Origin of the sequence: Providencia sp. PROV202 (assembly GCF_028479565.1) — a bacterium.
GTDB lineage: Bacteria > Pseudomonadota > Gammaproteobacteria > Enterobacterales > Enterobacteriaceae > Providencia > Providencia zhijiangensis.
Genome location: NZ_JAMPNV010000014.1, coordinates 230,418 through 249,973, shown reverse-complemented (window position 1 = coordinate 249,973; position 19,556 = coordinate 230,418). Strand labels below are relative to the sequence as shown.

The 19,556-nt window shown below is 42.8% G+C and carries 19 protein-coding genes; 8 read left to right on the top strand and 11 right to left on the bottom strand.

Annotated features, from left to right (window positions below):
- Positions 1–6: 6 nt before the first annotated feature.
- The 7 genes from cdsA to rpsB all read right to left on the bottom strand — a co-directional run bounded on the left by cdsA (position 7) and on the right by rpsB (position 6,469).
- Positions 7–873 (bottom strand): phosphatidate cytidylyltransferase, encoded by an 867-nt coding sequence (gene cdsA / locus PR799_RS11610; protein WP_154627649.1) that lies wholly within the window; start codon positions 871–873, stop codon positions 7–9.
- Between the two features lie 6 nt (positions 874–879).
- Positions 880–1,632 carry a polyprenyl diphosphate synthase gene (gene uppS / locus PR799_RS11605; protein ID WP_036956360.1) on the bottom strand — a complete coding sequence of 251 codons (753 nt, stop codon included), beginning with the start codon at positions 1,630–1,632 and terminating at the stop codon, positions 880–882.
- A gap of 181 nt (positions 1,633–1,813) precedes the next feature.
- Entirely contained in the window at positions 1,814–3,007 is a 1,194-nt protein-coding gene (gene ispC / locus PR799_RS11600; RefSeq protein WP_272522109.1) for a 1-deoxy-D-xylulose-5-phosphate reductoisomerase, read from the bottom strand.
- Positions 3,008–3,156: 149 nt separating this feature from the next.
- A complete protein-coding gene (gene frr, locus PR799_RS11595; RefSeq protein WP_036956356.1) occupies positions 3,157–3,714 on the bottom strand; it encodes a ribosome recycling factor in 558 nt (185 codons plus the stop codon).
- Positions 3,715–3,822: 108 nt separating this feature from the next.
- Positions 3,823–4,551: a UMP kinase gene (pyrH, locus tag PR799_RS11590; protein WP_006814045.1), complete on the bottom strand. Its 729-nt coding sequence runs from the start codon at positions 4,549–4,551 to the stop codon at positions 3,823–3,825.
- Between the two features lie 206 nt (positions 4,552–4,757).
- Positions 4,758–5,609, bottom strand: coding sequence for a translation elongation factor Ts (gene tsf, locus PR799_RS11585; RefSeq protein WP_036956353.1), 852 nt, complete (start codon positions 5,607–5,609; stop codon positions 4,758–4,760).
- A 134-nt stretch (positions 5,610–5,743) separates the two neighbouring features.
- Positions 5,744–6,469: a 30S ribosomal protein S2 gene (rpsB, locus tag PR799_RS11580; protein ID WP_036956352.1), complete on the bottom strand. Its 726-nt coding sequence runs from the start codon at positions 6,467–6,469 to the stop codon at positions 5,744–5,746.
- A gap of 687 nt (positions 6,470–7,156) precedes the next feature.
- Here rpsB and map point away from each other — a divergent pair.
- The 4 genes from map (at position 7,157) to PR799_RS11560 (ending at position 12,487) form a co-directional block, all read left to right on the top strand.
- On the top strand, positions 7,157–7,954 hold the full coding sequence (map, locus tag PR799_RS11575; protein WP_036956350.1) for a type I methionyl aminopeptidase: 798 nt from the start codon (positions 7,157–7,159) through the stop codon (positions 7,952–7,954).
- Between the two features lie 106 nt (positions 7,955–8,060).
- A complete protein-coding gene (gene glnD / locus PR799_RS11570) occupies positions 8,061–10,700 on the top strand; it encodes a bifunctional uridylyltransferase/uridylyl-removing protein GlnD (protein WP_272522106.1) in 2,640 nt (879 codons plus the stop codon).
- 60 nt (positions 10,701–10,760) lie between these two features.
- On the top strand, positions 10,761–11,588 hold the full coding sequence (dapD, locus tag PR799_RS11565; RefSeq protein WP_132496506.1) for a 2,3,4,5-tetrahydropyridine-2,6-dicarboxylate N-succinyltransferase: 828 nt from the start codon (positions 10,761–10,763) through the stop codon (positions 11,586–11,588).
- A 512-nt stretch (positions 11,589–12,100) separates the two neighbouring features.
- Complete coding sequence (locus PR799_RS11560; protein WP_154603346.1) at positions 12,101–12,487, top strand: DUF3461 family protein; 387 nt, start codon at positions 12,101–12,103, stop codon at positions 12,485–12,487.
- A gap of 62 nt (positions 12,488–12,549) precedes the next feature.
- Here the strand turns inward: PR799_RS11560 and PR799_RS11555 are convergent, their stop codons facing one another.
- Genes PR799_RS11555 through PR799_RS11545 form a run of 3 tightly spaced genes read right to left on the bottom strand, consistent with a single transcriptional unit; the run spans position 12,550 to position 14,126 of the window.
- Complete coding sequence (locus PR799_RS11555; RefSeq protein WP_154627651.1) at positions 12,550–13,002, bottom strand: flavodoxin; 453 nt, start codon at positions 13,000–13,002, stop codon at positions 12,550–12,552.
- Between the two features lie 23 nt (positions 13,003–13,025).
- Positions 13,026–13,784 (bottom strand): tRNA pseudouridine(65) synthase TruC, encoded by a 759-nt coding sequence (gene truC, locus PR799_RS11550; protein WP_272522103.1) that lies wholly within the window; start codon positions 13,782–13,784, stop codon positions 13,026–13,028.
- A 3-nt stretch (positions 13,785–13,787) separates the two neighbouring features.
- Positions 13,788–14,126: a YqcC family protein gene (locus tag PR799_RS11545; protein ID WP_154603349.1), complete on the bottom strand. Its 339-nt coding sequence runs from the start codon at positions 14,124–14,126 to the stop codon at positions 13,788–13,790.
- Positions 14,127–14,425: 299 nt separating this feature from the next.
- Here PR799_RS11545 and PR799_RS11540 point away from each other — a divergent pair, with 299 nt between their 5' ends.
- Positions 14,426–15,322: a VirK/YbjX family protein gene (locus PR799_RS11540; RefSeq protein ID WP_272522101.1), complete on the top strand. Its 897-nt coding sequence runs from the start codon at positions 14,426–14,428 to the stop codon at positions 15,320–15,322.
- Between the two features lie 388 nt (positions 15,323–15,710).
- On the opposite strand, the gene syd is transcribed toward PR799_RS11540, so the two are convergent.
- On the bottom strand, positions 15,711–16,271 hold the full coding sequence (syd, locus tag PR799_RS11535) for a SecY-interacting protein (protein ID WP_272522100.1): 561 nt from the start codon (positions 16,269–16,271) through the stop codon (positions 15,711–15,713).
- Positions 16,272–16,429: 158 nt separating this feature from the next.
- Between syd and queF the strand changes: the two genes are divergently transcribed.
- The 3 genes from queF (at position 16,430) to xni (ending at position 19,546) form a co-directional block, all read left to right on the top strand.
- Complete coding sequence (gene queF / locus PR799_RS11530) at positions 16,430–17,275, top strand: NADPH-dependent 7-cyano-7-deazaguanine reductase QueF (RefSeq protein ID WP_272522099.1); 846 nt, start codon at positions 16,430–16,432, stop codon at positions 17,273–17,275.
- Between the two features lie 103 nt (positions 17,276–17,378).
- Complete coding sequence (gene ppnN / locus PR799_RS11525; protein ID WP_154627656.1) at positions 17,379–18,746, top strand: nucleotide 5'-monophosphate nucleosidase PpnN; 1,368 nt, start codon at positions 17,379–17,381, stop codon at positions 18,744–18,746.
- Between the two features lie 44 nt (positions 18,747–18,790).
- Entirely contained in the window at positions 18,791–19,546 is a 756-nt protein-coding gene (gene xni / locus PR799_RS11520) for a flap endonuclease Xni (RefSeq protein ID WP_272522129.1), read from the top strand.
- Positions 19,547–19,556 lie beyond the last annotated feature (10 nt).

Below are 19,556 nucleotides of genomic sequence, written 5' to 3'. Positions count from 1 at the left end.
ATCTTCCTAAAGACCAAAACCGTTAAAAACTAACAAATTCAGCCCTGCAAATACAGGGATTGCCGCAGTTAGACTATCAATTCTATCGAGTATCCCACCGTGACCTGGAATTAAATGACTGCTGTCTTTAATACCGGATTGGCGCTTAAACATACTCTCTGTTAAGTCACCGAACACAGATACTACAACAACAATAATTGAAGTCACTAGTAAATAATCTGGCATTGCAGGGATTGGTGCATATAAGCTAAATAACCATGAGATAATTCCAGCGGTAATTAAACCACCGATTAACCCTTCCCATGTTTTCCCTGGAGAAACTTTTGGTGCCATTTTATTGCGACCAATTGTACGTCCAAATGCATAAGCACCAGAGTCAGCCCCCCACACCAATAACATAACGTAGAGTAACCACCATGCCCCTACAGAAGTATCAGCTTGGTAACCAATGGTTCTTAATACCATCATGCCACTATAGAAAGGCACAATAGTTAATACGCCGAACAGTAAGCGAATGATGACCGATTTGCCCCATGAGGCAGAAGTTGGGTATGTCACAACTAATAAAATGGCGGCAACCCACCAGATTAAACCTGCCCAGAGGCTATATAAAATAAACGGAGAACTTGAAAGTGCTATCATGTCTGGTAAAGAAAATTGAATTGCGAGTAATGCCGCCGCAAATACAACCGCTAAACCGATACGTTTAGTTTGTGAATGCCATCCTGCAAATTGCGCCCATTCCCATGCACCCAACGCGCAGACTGCGATCACCACTAAACCGAAATTTGCTGGGGACAGTAAAAAAAGTGCAGCTATAACAATTGGAATTAAAATCACCGCAGTGAGTAAACGATACTTCAGCACATCCATCCCCTTTTATTTGACGAGTTCGTCATCTGATTCTGCTCCACCATAGCGCCGTTCTCGCTTGCTAAAAGCATCGACTGCATCCTGAAACACCATTTCATCAAAATCTGGCCATAAAACGTTGGTGAAATAAAATTCCGCATAAGCAACCTGCCATAACAAGAAATTACTAATGCGATGTTCTCCACCTGTACGGATCACCAAATCGACACACTCTTGGTCATGCATACAAACATGGTCGCTAATCGTACTTTCAGTTACGTCATCAATAGATAACTCCCCACGACTCACTTTTTCATAAACTTGTTTAACGCTATTAACAATATCCCAGCGTCCACCGTAGTTAGCGGCAATATTCAGTTGTAAACCTGTGTTACCTGCGGTTAATGCTTCCGCTTTATCAATTCTTTTTCTTAAGGTTTCACTAAAGCGACTAACATCACCAATAATTTTCAGTTTTACGTTATTTTTATGCAGGTTTTTGACTTCATTATCTAATGCAAAAACAAACAGATCCATCAACGAACTGACTTCTTTTTCTGGTCTTTTCCAATTTTCACTGCTGAATGCGTAAAGTGTCAGGGAACGAATATTATTCTTTACTGCAAAACGCACAGAACTACGTACAGATTCAACACCTGCTCGATGACCAGTAATTCTGAATTTTCCTCTCTGTTTTGCCCATCGCCCATTACCATCCATAATGATGGCAACATGCTTAGGCATCATAGAATCAGAGAGATTTTCACCACTAGAGTTCATTAAATGTTAATCCTTGTCTGTACTACTTGGGAAATCTGACTCAATCATAACTCTTATGATTATAATTGCTGATAAGACACATCCTTAATATGCTTATTGTTGATAAGCTTTCTATTCTCAACACGCCACATATTAAAGATATATTATAGTTATCAGCAACTAAATAAATCACATATCAAGATTAAAATTCTTGAGTAATTAGCTGAGCTGCTTCACGACGAGCACAAGCATCGATTTCTAAGACCTCGTCAATGGACGTGGGTTCCGAAAAATCTAATTTATCCATAATCTTGTGATTGATTTTTGCAATATCTGTAAAGCGAATTTTCTCTTCTAAGAAAGCACCGACAGTAATTTCATTCGCGCCATTTAATACAGTCGTCGCCGCTTGCCCTTGGTGACATGCATCAATAGCCAGTTTCAGACAAGGATAACGTTGGTAATCAGGCTCCACAAAAGTCAGTGAAGATAACGTAGTGAAATCCAATGGCTTAGCGCCCGACATAATGCGCTGAGGATAAGCCATGCTGTACGAAATAGGCGTGCGCATATCCGGCGTTCCTAACTGGGCGATAACACTTCCATCACGGTAACGAACCATAGAATGGATTACAGATTGAGGGTGAATAATCACTTCCATCTGTTTTTCGTTAGCATTAAAGAAATAGCAGGCTTCAATATATTCCAGACCTTTATTCATCATAGTCGCGGAGTCTACTGAGATTTTACGCCCCATTGACCAATTAGGATGATTACATGCCTCATCAGGTGTCACCTGGTCAAAATAAGATAACGGCGTATCTCTAAATGGCCCACCAGACCCAGTTAATACGATGCTGGAAATCCCAGAAGCCGTCAGGTCGGCAAAGCCTAAATTCAATTGAATCTCTTCAGGTAGGCTTTGAAAAATCGCGTTATGCTCGCTATCAATCGGAAAAACTGTCGCTTGGTGCTCTCGAATCGCATTAAAGAATAAACGGCCGCTGGTAATCAGAGACTCTTTATTCGCTAATAATATTCTTTTCCCTTTGCGGATTGCAGACAACGTTGGGAGTAGCCCCGCCACGCCAGTAATTGCTGACATCACTTGATCCGCTTCATCCAATCCAGCAAGTTCAATTGCAGATTCTGTACCGGATAAAACCTCTGTTTTGCAGTTATTTTCCGTCAGAATAGTGCGTAACGCTTTCGCTGCGCTTTCGTCAGCCATTGAGACATACTTAGGATTAAATTCAAGGCATTGACTTGCCATCTCAGTCACATTTTTACCTGCGACTAATGCAAGAATTTGGAATTGATCAGGATTTTGACGAACAACAGAAAGTGTACTTGTACCGATTGAACCTGTAGAACCCAGGATAGTAAGACGTTTCATAGTGATCAGATACTCTGTATTAATTCAATACTGAGATTATATCAGCTTAGCGATGAGAAAGGATTGTTTAATAGAAATGATAAATAATAAAGCCATACTAAAGCACACTTTTAAAAAATGTGTTCAGATGGCTTTATTATCAAGATGGATTAAAACTCCATCAGCTCCGCTTCTTTCTGAGCTAATGCTTCATCCACTTTTTTGATGAAGTTATCAGTCAGCTTTTGGATGTCATCCTGTGAACGGCGCTCGTCATCTTCACTGATTTCTTTGTCTTTCAGTAAAGCTTTAACTTTATCGTTAGCGTCACGGCGAACGTTACGAATCGCGATACGACCTTGCTCTGCATCACCACGAACCACTTTAATTAAGTCTTTACGACGCTCTTCCGTTAATGGAGGAAGTGGAACGCGAATAACAGTACCTGCTGAAGATGGGTTCAGACCTAAGTCAGACGCCATGATCGCTTTTTCAATTGCAGGTGACATGCTACGGTCAAAAACAGAAATTGCTAATGTACGTGAATCTTCAACAGTCACGTTAGCTAATTGACGCAGAGGCGTCGCAGAACCGTAATATTCAACAGAAATGCCGTCTAACAGGCTTGGTGAAGCGCGGCCAGTACGAACTTTGCTGATTTGACTTTTTAGTGCTTCAAGGCTCTTTTCCATACGGTCTTGAGCATCTTTTTGGATTTCGTTAATCACGTTATCAACCCTTAAGAACTTGTTATTAAAGGCCGCAAAGCAGCCTCGCTTAAATTGTCTGAATTTATGTTAGATAATACATTCAAACTCAGGTCATGTCTCTGAGTATTAATTGTGAGAAATCAGAGTTCCTTCGTTTTCACCCATCACAACACGGCGTAATGCGCCTGGCTTATTCATGTTGAAAACACGAATTGGCAGGTTGTGATCGCGTGCTAGCGTAAATGCAGCTAAATCCATAACTTTCAATTCACGCTCAAGAACTTCTTGATAATTCAGGTTTTCATACAGAACGGCATCAGGATCTTTGGCAGGATCTGACGAGTAAACGCCATCAACTTTTGTGGCTTTCAGTACAACATCAGCTTCAATTTCAATACCGCGTAAGCAAGCTGCTGAGTCCGTTGTGAAGAATGGATTTCCTGTTCCTGCAGAGAAGATAACCACACGGCCGTGACGTAGTAAGCTGATAGCTTCAGCCCAGCTATAGTTGTCACACACGCCATTGAGTGGAATCGCAGACATTAGTCTTGCGTTAACGTATGCACGGTGCAGCGCATCACGCATTGCCAGGCCATTCATCACAGTTGCTAGCATCCCCATATGGTCACCAACAACGCGGTTCATGCCAGCTTGTGCCAGACCGGCACCACGGAACAAGTTACCACCACCAATAACCACACCGACCTGTATACCCAGTTCTATAAGTTCTTTGATTTCCTGAGCCATACGATCTAAAACGCTAGCATCGATACCAAAACCTTCTGCACCTTGTAGAGCCTCGCCACTTAGTTTTAGCAGAATACGCTGATAAACGGGTTTTGCATTGGTTGCCATGAGTTGTGTCCTAACAGGTCATTATTGGAGTCATACATATAGAGCCTCGCTCTATATGCCGAAAAATGTATTTGATACAGAATGCTACACAAAAATAGTTCAAGTTGCAGGAAGTTGAATCGCTACACTAAAAGAGGCGAATGCATGCAGCTTGAAATATGCAGTGTATTAAAGAAAGGCCGCCAATCGGCGGCCCTTTTCGTTGATTACTTGCTCATTGCAGCAACTTCTGCTGCGAAGTCAGTTTCAACTTTCTCGATACCTTCACCAACTTCAAAGCGGATGAAGTTAGTTACGTTAGCACCTTTTTCTTTCAGTAAGTCACCAACAGATTTGCTTGGATCCATTACGAAAGGCTGGCCAGTCAGAGAGATTTCGCCAGTGAATTTGTTCATGCGACCGATAACCATTTTTTCAGCGATTTCGCGTGGTTTACCAGATTGCATAGCGATGTCTAACTGAATTTGGTGCTCGTGAGCAACAACGTCAGCTGGAACGTTTTCTGGAGTTACATATTCTGGCTTGCTTGCAGCAATGTGCATAGCGATGTGTTTCAGCAGTTCTTCATCTGCGCCTTCGCCAGCAACCAGAACACCGATACGAGCGCCGTGCAGGTAGCTACCTACTTGTGCGCCTTCCAGAATAGCAACGCGACGGATATTGATGTTTTCACCAATTTTCGCAACTAAAGCTGTACGAGCTTCTTCGAATTTTGCTTTCAGAGCGTCGATGTCAGCGTTTTTATCAGCAACAACTGAAGCTAAAACTTCTTTACCGAATGCTAAGAAACCAGCATCTTTAGCAACGAAGTCAGTTTCGCAGTTCAGTTCAATCAGCGCACCAGTTTTACCGTCGTTGAAAACTTCAGTCAGGATAACGCCTTCAGCAGCAACACGGCCTGCTTTTTTAGCTGCTTTCGCTTGACCTGATTTACGCATGTTGTCGATTGCTAATTCGATGTCACCGTTAGCTTCAACTAATGCTTTTTTACATTCCATCATACCTGCGCCAGTACGTTCGCGCAGTTCTTTTACCAATGCAGCGGTAATTCCAGACATGTGATTTATTCCTCGATATGCCTCACGGGACTTTCCCACAAGGATAATTCTGATTCACAGAGACAAAAGGGGCCTAAGTAGGCCCCTTCTAACCAATATATAGCAATACCTGGTTAATAAGGGCTTTTGCCTTATTATTCAGCTTCTACTAAGCTTTCTTCTGCTTGAACAGCCAGATCTTGTGAACGACCTTCACGAACGGTGTTTGCAACAGCGCCCAGATACAGTTTGATTGCACGGATTGCATCGTCGTTACCAGGGATAACGAAGTCGATACCGTCTGGATCAGAGTTAGTATCAACGATAGCAAATACTGGGATACCCAGGTTGTTAGCTTCTTTGATAGCAATGTGTTCGTGGTCTGCATCGATAACGAACAGAGCGTCTGGTAAACCGCCCATATCTTTGATACCGCCTAAGCTGTTTTCTAACTTACCAAGTTCACGAGTACGCATCAGCGCTTCTTTCTTGGTCAGTTTGTCGAAAGTACCGTCTTGTGACTGAACTTCCAGATCTTTCAGACGTTTGATTGACTGACGAACAGTTTTCCAGTTAGTCAGCATCCCACCTAACCAACGGTGGTTTACGAAATATTGATCACAGCTTCCAGCAGCTTCTTGAACGGCTTCGCTTGCAGCACGTTTAGTACCAACAAACAGAATCTTGCCTTTACGAGAAGCAATTTTAGTCAACTCAGCCAGAGCTTCGTTGAACATTGGAACAGTCTTTTCCAAGTTGATGATATGAACTTTGTTACGAGCGCCGAAAATGAAAGGTTTCATTTTAGGGTTCCAGTAACGAGTCTGGTGACCAAAGTGAACGCCCGCTTGTAACATATCGCGCATGGAAACAGTTGCCATTTTATACCTCTGTATATAAGTAATTGGGGTTATGCCTCCACGAATCCCATGCTACCGACTCTATAGCTGCGTCTAAACGCATAAGAGCACCCCGGCGCACGTGCCGATTCGTGTGTGTTATTACACAATTGAGTTTTAGTTTACGCACATCCAATCGATGCCTTTAAGATTCACTCACTAATCCAAATTAGATTAAAAAATGAGATAAAGAGAAAAATATGGATTGCCGGCGCGCTTTATACCATAAAATGCAGTTACAATCCAATAATTGTTGTTTTTTTCGCTGATAAAAACCAAGACCATTATTTAAATCTCAACGAATTTTGCCCGTTACAAAAGAACCACTGAGCAAATATAGAGCAACAACAAAACGATAGCGAAAAATAGCCAAGATGAAAAACTCATCATCAAAAATCGACTGGTAATTTTGACAATTTGTGCTCTAAAAAGCTCAATTTGAACAAACCACGCCTGCGGCTTGGCTTACCCTGTGCTCCATTATCTGTTTTTAATCGGCTTGTATAATCGAATTGTGGGCATCTAAACATATCGCCTACTAGTTGGCAGAAAATGCGGTGACTGTTACCATACTCGGCATCAACGGTAAAAATGTCGCAACAATTGCCCATTTCCAAACCCTTTTTTTAACATGTCGCAAATCCCTGCTGACATATATGGACTGAACTCATGGCTATTATTATCAAAACTGAAGAAGATATTCAGAAAATGCGTGTTGCTGGTCGCCTAGCAGCTGAAGTGTTAGAAATGATCGCACCGCATGTTGTGCCGGGAGTCAGTACAGGTGAATTGGATCGCCTTTGCCACAAACACATTGTTGAGCAACAACAAGCGATCCCTGCCTGCCTTGACTACCATGGTTTCCCTAAGTCTGTTTGTATTTCTGTGAATGATGTTATCTGCCACGGTATTCCAAGCGACGATAAAATTCTGAAAGATGGTGATGTGGTTAACATCGACGTCACTGTCATCAAAAATGGTTTCCACGGTGATACCTCTAAAATGTTCATCGTCGGTAAACCGACTATCCAAGGTGAGCGCCTGTGCCAAGTGACCCAAGAGAGTCTGTATCTGGCCATCCGCATGGTAAAACCAGGTATCCGTTTACGCACCATTGGTAAAGCCATTCAAGAATTTGTTGAGAAACAAGACCTGTCAGTAGTTCGCGAATATTGCGGTCACGGCATCGGTGAAGGTTTCCACGAAGAACCACAAGTGCTGCATTATGATGCAGATGACAGCGGCGTTGTGCTGCAAAAAGGTATGACTTTCACTATCGAACCAATGGTGAATACCGGTGATTTCCGTATTCGTACCATGAAAGATGGCTGGACAGTCAAAACTAAAGACCGTGGTTGGTCTGCACAGTACGAGCACACTTTAGCGGTGACTGACAACGGCTGTGAAATTTTAACTCTGCGTAAAGAAGAAGAGCCATTTATTTCTGCGGTTCTGATCAACGAGTAATCGCATTTCAAGCTCCTCCTAGGGGGAGCTTAGTTTTTCTGTTCATCCCCCCTAAAAAAACGTAAGCTGATCATAATTTCTGTATGGCTCTCAACACGGACAGATGATGATGACGGCACCTTCAAACAGCTATTTATCCCCCACGCAATTCCAACCTTCCGATCTTGAGCTCTCAGCGCTTCGGCAACACGTTGACCAATTTGATGCTTGGCTAGAATCTGCTTTTCACCAAGGGAAAAATGTCGTGGATTTACTCCGCGCTCGCAGTGACTACCTTGATACCCTGCTCACCAAGCTTTGGCAGAATTACCATTTTGACCAATGTTCAGGGATGTCGTTAATTGCCGTCGGTGGCTATGGTCGTCATGAGCTACACCCGCTATCAGACATCGACATTTTAATTCTCAGCCAGCAACCACTTCCTGAAGAAATTGCCGCTAAAGTCGGTCAATTTATTACCTTACTCTGGGATTTACGTTTTGATATCGGGCACAGTGTTCGCTCATTGGAAGAGTGCATTGAAGCAGGAAAACAAGACTTAACCACAGCGACTAATCTGATTGAATCGCGCTTAATATGTGGTGATATCACCCTATTCTTAAGCTTACAGAAAACCATTTTTAGTGATGATTTTTGGCCTTCCGCCACATTTTTTGCCGCAAAATTAGCCGAACAGCAGGAACGCCATCAGCGTTATCACAGTACCAGCTACAACTTAGAGCCAGATATTAAAAGCAGCCCAGGCGGATTACGGGATATTCATACCTTACTTTGGGTAGGTCGCCGTCATTTTGGTGCGACAACCGTCGATGAAATGGTCGGCTTTGGTTTCCTCACCGAAGAAGAACGTCAAGAGCTCAAAGAGTGTTTATCGTTTTTATGGAAAATCCGCTTTGCTTTGCATTTAGTGGTCAAGCGCTATGACAACCGACTACTGTTTGATCGTCAATTTAGTGTCGCACAATCATTAGGTTACACTGGCGAGCGGAACCAACCTGTCGAGCTCATGATGAAAGATTTCTATCGCGTCACTCGCCGCGTCAGGGAATTGAATCAAATGCTGCTGCAACTGTTTGATGAAGCTATTTTGGCCTTGAATCCCAATGAAAAACCGCGTCCTATTGATGAATACTTTCAACTACGTGGCAACTTAATCGATGTGATTGACGAAATGCTGTTTATTAAACAGCCAGAAGCTATTTTGAAAATGTTCTATCAAATGGCTCGCAACCCCAATATTGAAGGGATCTACTCCACCACATTACGCCAATTACGCTTTGCACGGCGCGATCTGAAAGTCCCATTATGCGAAATCCCTGAAGCTCGCCGCATGTTTATCAAAATATTGCGCCACCCAAGAGCGATAAAGGGAGCCTTTGTGCCGATGCACTTACACAGTGTTCTCAGCGCCTATACACCATTTTGGAGCAACATTGTCGGACAAATGCAATTCGACCTGTTCCACGCCTATACGGTGGATGAGCACACTATTCGCGTCTTACAGAAAATCGACAGTTTTACACAGGAAGAGAATCGCCGCGAGCACCCGCTATGCGTCAGTGTTTACCCTAAGATTTTGCAGCCGGAACTGTTGCGCTTAGCAGCGATGTTTCATGATATTGCTAAAGGGCGCTCTGGGGATCACTCCGATTTGGGCGCTGAATTTGTCTATGAATTCGCCCTTCAACACGATTTTACAACCAAAGATGCCGAGCTTGTATCATGGCTGGTGAAAAATCATCTATTGATGTCCGTGACAGCCCAACGCCGAGATATTCAAGACCCTGATGTGATTAAACAGTTTGCAGGGGAAGTAAAATCGACAGCGCGCTTAAATTACCTAATGTGCTTAACAGTTGCCGATATTTGTGCCACCAACAGCACATTATGGAATAGCTGGAAGCAAAGCTTGATCCGCGAGCTTTATCTTTCAACCGAGCATCAACTCAACCAGGGTATGCAAAGCACTCCCGACCTTCGCGAGCGCATTCGTCACCATCGCTACCAAGCGCTATCGCTACTGCGCCAATCTCATGTCGATGAAGAGCAGCTCAACACTCTGTGGTCACGCTGTCATGCAGATTATTTTCTGCGCCACACGCCGATTCAACTGGCTTGGCACGCCAACCATTTGCTCAAACACGATTTAACCCAGCCTTTGGTGTTAATCAGTACTCAGCCGAAACATGGCGGAACAGAAATTTTTATCTGGTGCCACGACAAAGCACATTTATTTGCAGCCGTTGCCAGTGAGCTAGATAGGCGCAACCTAAGCATTCATAGCGCTCAAATTTTTACCAATAAAGATAATATGGCGATGGATACTTTCGTGGTGCTAGAACCTAACGGCTCGCCACTTTCGAAAGATAGATATGAACATATTCGCAAGGCGCTGTTACTTGCCGTTCAGCAACCTGAAATTCCGTTACCAAAACCACGAACACTCCCAGCGAAGCTACGCCATTTCAGCGTACCAACCAAAGTGAATTTTCTACACTCCAATAATGACCGCCGTACCTACATGGAGTTATTCGCCCTTGATCAACCCGGCTTGCTCGCCAAAGTAGGCCACATTTTCGCTCAGATGGAGATTTCTTTATACGGCGCCCGCATCACAACCATTGGTGAAAAAGTCGAAGACTTTTTTGTATTGGCAGATAAAGAACACAAAGCATTGGATAAAAATATGCAACAAGAGTTATCAGAAAGGTTGACAGAAGCCCTTAAATCGAAGGATAAAATATAGTGCCAGTCTAATTTATGGCATGTTACCTGACTGAGAACCATTGAAGGAGAAACAGCATTAATGCAACAATTACAAACAATTATTGAGCAAGCATTCGAAGATCGCGCATCCATTACTCCAAATACCGTTACCCCAGCGGTTAAACAAGCCGTGATGGAAACCATCGCTTTATTAGATAGCGGTAAACTGCGTGTTGCAGAAAAAATTGCAGGTGTTTGGGTCACTCACCAGTGGCTGAAAAAAGCCGTTTTATTATCTTTCCGTATTCATGATAACCAAGTCATCGAAGGCGCTGAAAGCCGCTATTTTGACAAAGTGCCGATGAAATTTGCGGATTACGACAAAGCTCGCTTTGAACGTGAAGGCTTCCGTGTTGTTCCACCAGCAGCCGTACGCCAAGGAGCTTATATCGCCAAAAACAGCGTATTGATGCCATCTTACGTCAACATCGGTGCGTATGTTGATGAAGGAACTATGGTTGATACATGGGCAACGGTTGGTTCTTGTGCGCAAATCGGTAAAAATGTTCACTTATCTGGTGGCGTTGGCATCGGCGGTGTTCTGGAGCCATTACAAGCAAACCCAACAATTATCGAAGATAACTGTTTTATCGGCGCACGTTCTGAAGTCGTTGAAGGCGTAATTGTTGAAGAAGGCTCCGTGATTTCTATGGGCGTTTATCTGGGTCAAAGTACCAAAATTTATGACCGTGAAACGGGTGAAATTTTCTATGGTCGCGTACCTGCTGGCTCCGTTGTCGTTTCTGGTAACTTACCGTCCAAAGATGGTAGCTACAGCCTGTACTGCGCCGTGATCGTGAAAAAAGTCGACGAAAAAACCCGCGGGAAAGTCGGCATCAATGAGTTGCTAAGAAGTATTGACGAGTAATTATAAATGAGTGGCTTACTCGTAAGTTACCGAATCAATTACTCATCAAACTCTACACCCTCTCACCTTCCCTGACATTTTAAGGGGCATAAGGTGTAAAACGCGAAGCTACCCCGAAACGCATGTCCATCTGCGAATCGGGTAGCCGAGTGTCCCATTAAGCTATTGTTCCACTTTTCCATTGATTCGCAATGGAAAATCCTGCATTTCAAGCATAAACCTCGCATTGAGTCAGCAGAAACCTCTGGGTTATAGATAGATAATGTAAATAATAAAGTAGATTCTATTACAAACAGAGGTTGGTCAAACTGGATTAATCGCGCATAATATGACCGAGAATTTACTGCCCTTGGTCAATTAGCTGCTATTATTAGATGGTTATTTTGTCACTCATCATTTTATAAGCAATTAGGGCTCAGTAAATGGTTATAAAAAGAGACCGCTTTGTTTATAGCCCTTATTTATAACCTTAAAAGTCATCGACACAGTCCCTTACGATTAAGCGAGCTAACATGTACGACAATTTGAAAAGTTTAGGCATCAGCAATCCGCAAGATATCGACCGCTATTCCCTGCGCCAAGAAGCTAATAACGATATTTTAAAAATTTACTTTCGCAAAGATAAAGGCGAGTTTTTCGCTAAAAGCGTGAAGTTTAAATACCCACGTCAGCGTAAGACCGTTGCAGCAACTGATGGCAGCAACAATTTCAAAGAAATTAACGAAATCAATACTAACTTACGTTATGTAATTGAAGAACTGGATCAAATTTGTCAAAACGACCAAACTGATATTGATTTAAAACACAAAATTTTGGATGACCTACGTCATTTAGAACACGTGGTGTCCAATAAAATCGCGGAAATTGAAGCAGATCTCGAGAAACTCACTCGTAAATAATCAGCTTCCTCACTGCACTGTAAGCCAATATGTTTACAGTGCAGATGCGTAATGCTCGCTATTTACAGCATGTCCGCCCAAGACTGTAACCACGCTTTGGCAAACTCTTCAGGCTCTTCCACTTCTGTCGCATCAATAAACAGCACATCACCAATACGGCTGCCAGATTGCTCAGCTAATAACTCATCAAACTGTTTACCAGCCCCGCAGAAGTTCTCATAGCTGCTATCACCTAAAGCAATCACGCCATATTTCAATTCAGGCTGATAGCCGACAACATCTTTAATTTCATAGAAAAGAGGCGCAATAGTGTCAGGAATGTCGCCTTGTCCGGTGGTGGAGGTGATCACTAAAGCAACGCCTTCACCCGCATTGTAGGTTTGCCAGTCTGCCAGCGTTGGCTCCTCAAAAACTTCAATTTCATGGCCTTGCTGTTCGAAAATCTCTTGCGCCACTTCAGCAACCGCTAATGCGTTACCATACACCGTCCCGACAAAAATTCCGATTTTGGACATTACGCCCTCCTTATAAAAACCTGTCAAATAGGATAATCAATCACATTAATGTCGAGCTTTGAAACAGTATCAACCCATCCAAATTGCTCAACTAATGACAGCCATTGTGCATCCCATGGCGCGACTAACGATATTTTTTCTTCTGTTATAGGGTGAATAAATATTAGCTGGCTAGCATGCAGCATCAAGCGAGAAACTGAAAAATGCTCACTCACACCGCGGTTTTGTCGTAAATCTCCATGTTTACTATCCCCAATAATTGGATGACGTAAATGGGACATGTGGCGTCTTAATTGGTGTTTGCGTCCAGTTTCAGGTTTAAGCTCAACAAGGCTAAAACGCGCAGTATCATAGCGGCCAATCGCCACAGGGCATTCGACTGTCGCCAAAGGCTGGTAATGGGTGACACACTCTTGTAACCGAGGCTCTTTAGTGGCATGTTTATCCGCAATTTTGTCGAGTTCCTCGAGCAACGGATAATCCAATCTGTCCCCTTGTGTAACGTAGCCTCGCACAATCGCATGGTACACTTTTTCCATGGTATGCTGCTCGAACTGCTCGGCGAGCGACCTTGCTACCTCACTGGATAATGCAAACAACAACACACCCGATGTCGGCCTATCAAGACGATGGATTGGAAAAACATGCTGCCCAATTTGGTCACGCAGTGTTTGCATCACAAACACCGTTTCTTTGCTGTCGAGCCAGCTGCGGTGCACCAACATACCTGCTGGTTTATTAACAGCAACTACATACTCATCTTGGTAGATAATATCCAGCATCCGTTATTCACCCATCACGGTGAATTGAAAGTAGCTATCTAACTCACGCAAATGATCGAGGAATGCAATAAAGCGCCCTTCTTCATCGTCTTTGTAGATCTCTTCAAAATATGGTGCGATAGCAAAATTGCTCGGCAACATGGCACCTTGATCAATCATCGCAGTCAACCGAGGAATTAAAATCCACTGTAACCATTGCGCAGCTTCCATCGTATCGATGGCGAAAGGTTCTACACTTTCAAACGCGTCTGGACTTGGTGGTACTTCTTCCCATAAGGATTTGGCTCTCATCTCTATTTCAAGATGACCGAGTTTCTCAAGGATGCGTTGCTCAATATTCATACTAAAACCTATTCAACTATAATAATTCAAAATATACCGTATTTTTGGACACCGTTTTGTCGCAAACATGGTTCTGTCATAAACATAGTCTGTCGCAAATATAGCTCTGCCGCAAACATGGGGATGAGACAAGCAAAAAACAATCATGAGCCTAAAAATTGACTTTCAATTTTCCATTCTTAACATTTATTAAAATAATGAATGTTTGTTTATCATTTGTTGTATGCTCAGCATTTATTATCAAATGTTTTTCTACACAGTTTGCTTTTTTTCATTATTAACATAAAGATGGTTTATCTATGGGACTATTAAAGCAGTGGCGTCAACAAAACAAGACATGGAAATCTTTCACTAACAAATACGTACAGCTAAAAAGAAAGATCCGCATTGCTAAGTTGCCTTCACAACAATATCAGCAATATCAATCGATGTGCGATACATACCAAAGCGCCCAGCTATCAGCGACTATCGTTGGTGTACCTCAATTTATTGAGCGACCAATCAACAAATATCTGCATAAAGCATGGAGCGGTAAACAGAAATTATCAACTGCAAGCCACACGTTAGATTTAATTGAAAAAACCTTTACGCCTGAAGCTATTAACGCCATGTTTTCGGATAAACGAGATGGCTTAACGGTGGCGAATATTGAGCTAAAATCCGGTGATTTTGCCCAATTAAAAATGATTTATTCTCAATATCCACGTGAAGGGGATCTCTCCATCCATTTACTCAATGAAACGGGTGATGAAATCTATTTGATGAGTTTCTCATTTGGTGAACAAGGCCAGCTGTATGTCTGCTCTCTACAAGGACCATCGACAGAGCAGAGTGTAGAGCAAGTGAAATCCATCACAAAGCAGATGCATGCAATGAGACCTAAAAACCTTTTGATGTCTGCTATTTATGCGGTAGCTGCTTATTTCCAAATCAAATCTATTCTCGGAATTTCAAATAACAGCCATATCAAAAGCCAGCATTTAAAATCTAGCTACGATACCTTTTGGGAGGAATGTGGCGGCGTTTTAAATGCCGAAGGTTGGTATCAATTACCACTTCAAGAGCCGATGCGTGATATTGAGTCAGTGAAAAGCCAGAGACGTTCCGAATTCCGTAAGCGCGAAGCACTGAGAGAAGCTATGTCTCAAAGCATTATTGAATCCCTTGCTCAATACTCCAATGCAGCCCAAAAATAAAAAAAAAGTAGCCAGTTAAAAACTAACTGGCTACTTATCTCTCAATTGACTTGCATCCTGCAATGCGACTTCCTGCCGCCTAACATCCTGTTAGATAAAAATTTAGCAGACCAACTGTTCCGCTAGGTTATCCATTCCCTTGTTTTTTATATGTAAAAAAGCTAAACAACTACCCTGTCCAGCCCGATAAGAATGTATTAAATCCATTAAGCAAACAACCTAGTACTCTACATTCGGCTTATTCAAAAAATAGTAAAAAACTTAAAATGGATAGTAACGCTATGAAATTAAAAGTTAAATAGTTCTCATTTCGATAATATGAAAAATTATTAAGATATGGCTTAACCCAATTGTAGGCAATAACCTACAACACCATGCTATAAATCTCTTACCCCTGAGATGATATCACGGGCTTCAGTTGTTGAATAAAGCTCGCAAGATTTTCTGCAATAACTTGTCGTTGCTTGCTTCCAAACGTTTCTACAATAATTTCTCCGGTTAAATTACACAGAGAAATCATCTCTAATTCAGAGTCTAACGTAGCAATAAACAGCGTTGGTGCTAACTTTAAGCGCTTTTGAGTCACCAAATGCCCAATCAAGTTTTCCTGTAAGCGAATAAAGTCCTCTTCGCTCCACACTTGCACCAAATTCAATGACAAGTCACCAAACGTCGCACTCATATCTCCAGCTAACTGAGTGGTATAAAAAGCGTGAATATCGTCCTGTAATTGGAGATCTAGCGCATTAGCCACATTATTTAAGCTTTTCTCTTCTAATGGAAACGGTTGAGGCTCCCAATAAACCACATCATCACCAGTACGAACGATGCAAGGAGAAGGTACCCCATACAACTCGGCAGACACAGGCGGAAGCCCCGTAGCTTCTTGCCACTTAGCCACATACTGGCTGGTAAAATTTTTAATTAAATCAGAGATTATTGTATTCATCGTTTTTCAATTGTGAGAAATGACATTATTGAAACCAATTTAAATTGGCAGACTCAATATTACGGATAAGTGGTATTATGACAGAAGTTAACCAGCGAATAAAACGCACTCAGTTTGCCAATGTTCAGCACTGACACACCGAAAAGATAAGGATCACAATGTCTCACTATCAAAATAACCCCGCTCTCGATAATTTAACTCTCGGGAAAAAGACGGCTTATCATGACCAGTATGATGCCACTTTATTGCAAGCGGTGCCACGTAGCCTTAATCGCGATCCTTTGAATATTCATGCTGATACACAGCCATTCCACGGTGCCGATATTTGGACACTGTATGAACTCTCTTGGCTAAATGCCCGTGGCGTGCCTCAAGTGGCGATAGGCTCTGTCAGTGTAGATGCGACAAGTGAAAATCTGGTGGAGTCAAAAAGCTTCAAGCTTTATCTGAATAGTTTCAATCAGACCCGATTCGAAACGTGGGAAAATGTGCGAAGCGTTTTGCAAAATGACCTAAGCCGCTGTGCTAATGGCGAGGTTAAGGTTACACTTTATAAACTTGATGACTTCACTCAGCAAGCCATTCACCAATTTCAAGGTGTTTGTATTGATGAGCAAGAGATTGACATCGATAACTATGAATTTAATCGCGACTATTTGGTCGATTGCACCCAACCAGAGGTCGTCGAAGAAACCCTCGTCAGCCACCTGTTGAAATCAAATTGTTTGATAACCAACCAACCTGATTGGGGCTCAGTACAAATTCATTATCGCGGTCCAAAAATTGACCGTGAAGCGTTATTACGTTACCTCGTCTCATTTCGTCATCATAATGAATTCCACGAACAGTGCGTGGAGCGCATCTTCAACGACATAACAATACTGTGCAAACCAGAAAAATTATCGGTGTATGCACGCTATACTCGCCGAGGTGGGCTTGATATCAACCCATGGCGCAGTAATGAACAATTCGAGCCTGACACGGGTCGTTTGGCACGGCAATAAGTACCTACTAAATTGAAAATCAGTGTAATTTAAGAGAATGCTATTTAAATCATTTTCAATGTAATTCACGCGTCAAGAGCCCAATTGGGCAAAGGAGTGTTACTTGATTACTCATATCAGTCCATTAGGATCTATGGATCTATTGTCTCAACTTGAAGTCGATATGCTGAAACGTACGGCGAGCAGCCATCTGTATCAGCTATATCGAAACTGCTCCTTAGCGGTATTACATTCAGGAAGCTTAACTGACAGCAGTAAAGAGCTTTTAGAAAAAAGTGCAGGTTTTGATATCAATATTTTACGCCGTGAGCGTGGTATCAAATTAGAGCTTATCAACCCGCCAGAAAAAGCGTTCGTTGACGGTAAAATCATTCGCTCATTACAAGCAAACTTGTTTGCTGTACTGCGCGACATTCTGTTTGTTCACGCTCAAATCACCAACGCCAAACAGCAGTTCCATCTCGATTTAGAAAACAGCACTCACCTCACTAATATGATCTTTTCCATCTTACGTAACGCCCGTGCGCTACATATTGGTGAAGAGCCGAATATGATCGTGTGCTGGGGTGGACACTCCATTAATGAAAATGAATACCTGTATGGTCGTAAAGTCGGTAATGAACTCGGCTTGCGCGAGCTGAACATCTGTACCGGTTGTGGACCGGGAGCCATGGAGGCACCAATGAAAGGTGCCGCGGTAGGCCACGCTCAACAACGTTATAAAGACAGTCGTTTTATCGGGTTAACTGAGCCATCCATCATCGCGGCTGAACCACCTAACCCATTAGTGAATGAACTGATCATCATGCCAGACATTGAAAAACGTCTTGAGGCATTTGTCCGTTTAGCCCACGGGATCATTATTTTCCCTGGTGGTGTAGGAACCGCAGAAGAGCTGCTGTATCTATTGGGTATTATGATGGATCCTGAAAATACCGAGCAGGTGCTGCCATTAGTCCTAACTGGACCAAAAGAGAGCGCTGAATACTTCTCTGTTTTGGATGATTTTATTCGCCATACTCTGGGAGATGAAGCGAGCAAACATTACCAAATCATTATCGACAACCCGCAAGAAGTGGCACGCGTGATGAAAAAAGGTATGTCTGCAGTGAAAGAGTGCCGTCGTAATACGGGTGATGCATACAGCTTCAACTGGTCGATTAAAATCGCCCCTGACCTACAGCATCCGTTTGAACCAACCCATGAAAATATGGCGTCACTGAATCTGCATCCGGGCCAATCCCCAGAAAAACTGGCTTCCGATTTACGCCGTGCTTTCTCTGGAATTGTCGCCGGTAACGTCAAAGAAGTCGGCATGAAAGCGATTGAAAAACATGGTCCTTTCAAAATTCATGGGGATAGCGACATCATGAAACGCATGGACATTTTACTCCAAGGTTTCGTGAAACAGCATCGTATGAAGTTGCCGGGTGGCACCGCTTACGAACCTTGCTATGAAATTGTGAAATAATCACCTACGTGCCAAGGATGGCGCGTTTAACCACCAAACGGCTTATGATCCATTTATTAATTATTGATGCTTTAAACTTAATTCGACGCATCCATGCGGTTCAGGGTAGCCCATGTGGAGAGACCTGTTTGTCCGCTATTTCTCAGTTGATTAACCACACTAACGCCACCCATATCGTGGCGGTATTTGATGAAGAAGGTCGCCACCATAGTTGGCGTCATGAGAAACTGCCTGACTATAAAGCCGGGCGTCAGCCTATGCCTGAAAACTTGCAAGCTGAGTTACCTCAGCTCGTTGCTCAGTTTGAGGAAAATGGTATTCATTGCTGGCAATCTGAAGGTGATGAAGCTGATGATTTAGCCGCCACTCTTGCCAAACGTATTGCCGATTCTGGGCATACCGTCACCATCGTCTCTACCGATAAAGGTTACTGCCAGCTACTTTCTCCAAACCTGCGTATCCGTGACTATTTTCAAAAACGTTGGTTGGACGTACCTTTCATCGAAAATGAATTTGGAGTCACGCCTGAACAACTTCCTGATTACTGGGGTTTAGCGGGGATCAGCAGCAGTAAAGTTCCTGGGGTGGCAGGGATTGGTGCCAAAAGTGCCACGGAGCTACTTCAGCGATTCCACACGATTGAAAATTTGTACGCCCACTTTGATGGTCTTGAAGAAAAATGGCGGAAAAAACTGATTAACCAACAAGAAATCGCGCTTATCTGTCGCGATATTGCCACATTAAAAACAGACATTGCCTTGAAAGGTAATCTGAATCAATTACGCTATCAAGCTAAATAGTAGGCACAAA

What these genes read in the sequence shown, in the direction of transcription:
- cdsA (WP_154627649.1), bottom strand. Translation starts at nt 873, where the DNA reads ATGGATGTGCTGAAGTATCGTTTACTCACTGCGGTGATTTTAATTCCA.
- uppS (WP_036956360.1), bottom strand. Translation starts at nt 1,632, where the DNA reads ATGAACTCTAGTGGTGAAAATCTCTCTGATTCTATGATGCCTAAGCAT.
- ispC (WP_272522109.1), bottom strand. Translation starts at nt 3,007, where the DNA reads ATGAAACGTCTTACTATCCTGGGTTCTACAGGTTCAATCGGTACAAGT.
- pyrH (WP_006814045.1), bottom strand. Translation starts at nt 4,551, where the DNA reads ATGGCAACCAATGCAAAACCCGTTTATCAGCGTATTCTGCTAAAACTA.
- tsf (WP_036956353.1), bottom strand. Translation starts at nt 5,609, where the DNA reads ATGTCTGGAATTACCGCTGCATTGGTAAAAGAACTGCGCGAACGTACT.
- rpsB (WP_036956352.1), bottom strand. Translation starts at nt 6,469, where the DNA reads ATGGCAACTGTTTCCATGCGCGATATGTTACAAGCGGGCGTTCACTTT.
- map (WP_036956350.1), top strand. Translation starts at nt 7,157, where the DNA reads ATGGCTATTATTATCAAAACTGAAGAAGATATTCAGAAAATGCGTGTT.
- glnD (WP_272522106.1), top strand. Translation starts at nt 8,061, where the DNA reads ATGATGACGGCACCTTCAAACAGCTATTTATCCCCCACGCAATTCCAA.
- dapD (WP_132496506.1), top strand. Translation starts at nt 10,761, where the DNA reads ATGCAACAATTACAAACAATTATTGAGCAAGCATTCGAAGATCGCGCA.
- PR799_RS11560 (WP_154603346.1), top strand. Translation starts at nt 12,101, where the DNA reads ATGTACGACAATTTGAAAAGTTTAGGCATCAGCAATCCGCAAGATATC.
- PR799_RS11555 (WP_154627651.1), bottom strand. Translation starts at nt 13,002, where the DNA reads ATGTCCAAAATCGGAATTTTTGTCGGGACGGTGTATGGTAACGCATTA.
- truC (WP_272522103.1), bottom strand. Translation starts at nt 13,784, where the DNA reads ATGCTGGATATTATCTACCAAGATGAGTATGTAGTTGCTGTTAATAAA.
- PR799_RS11545 (WP_154603349.1), bottom strand. Translation starts at nt 14,126, where the DNA reads ATGAATATTGAGCAACGCATCCTTGAGAAACTCGGTCATCTTGAAATA.
- PR799_RS11540 (WP_272522101.1), top strand. Translation starts at nt 14,426, where the DNA reads ATGGGACTATTAAAGCAGTGGCGTCAACAAAACAAGACATGGAAATCT.
- syd (WP_272522100.1), bottom strand. Translation starts at nt 16,271, where the DNA reads ATGAATACAATAATCTCTGATTTAATTAAAAATTTTACCAGCCAGTAT.
- queF (WP_272522099.1), top strand. Translation starts at nt 16,430, where the DNA reads ATGTCTCACTATCAAAATAACCCCGCTCTCGATAATTTAACTCTCGGG.
- xni (WP_272522129.1), top strand. Translation starts at nt 18,791, where the DNA reads ATGATCCATTTATTAATTATTGATGCTTTAAACTTAATTCGACGCATC.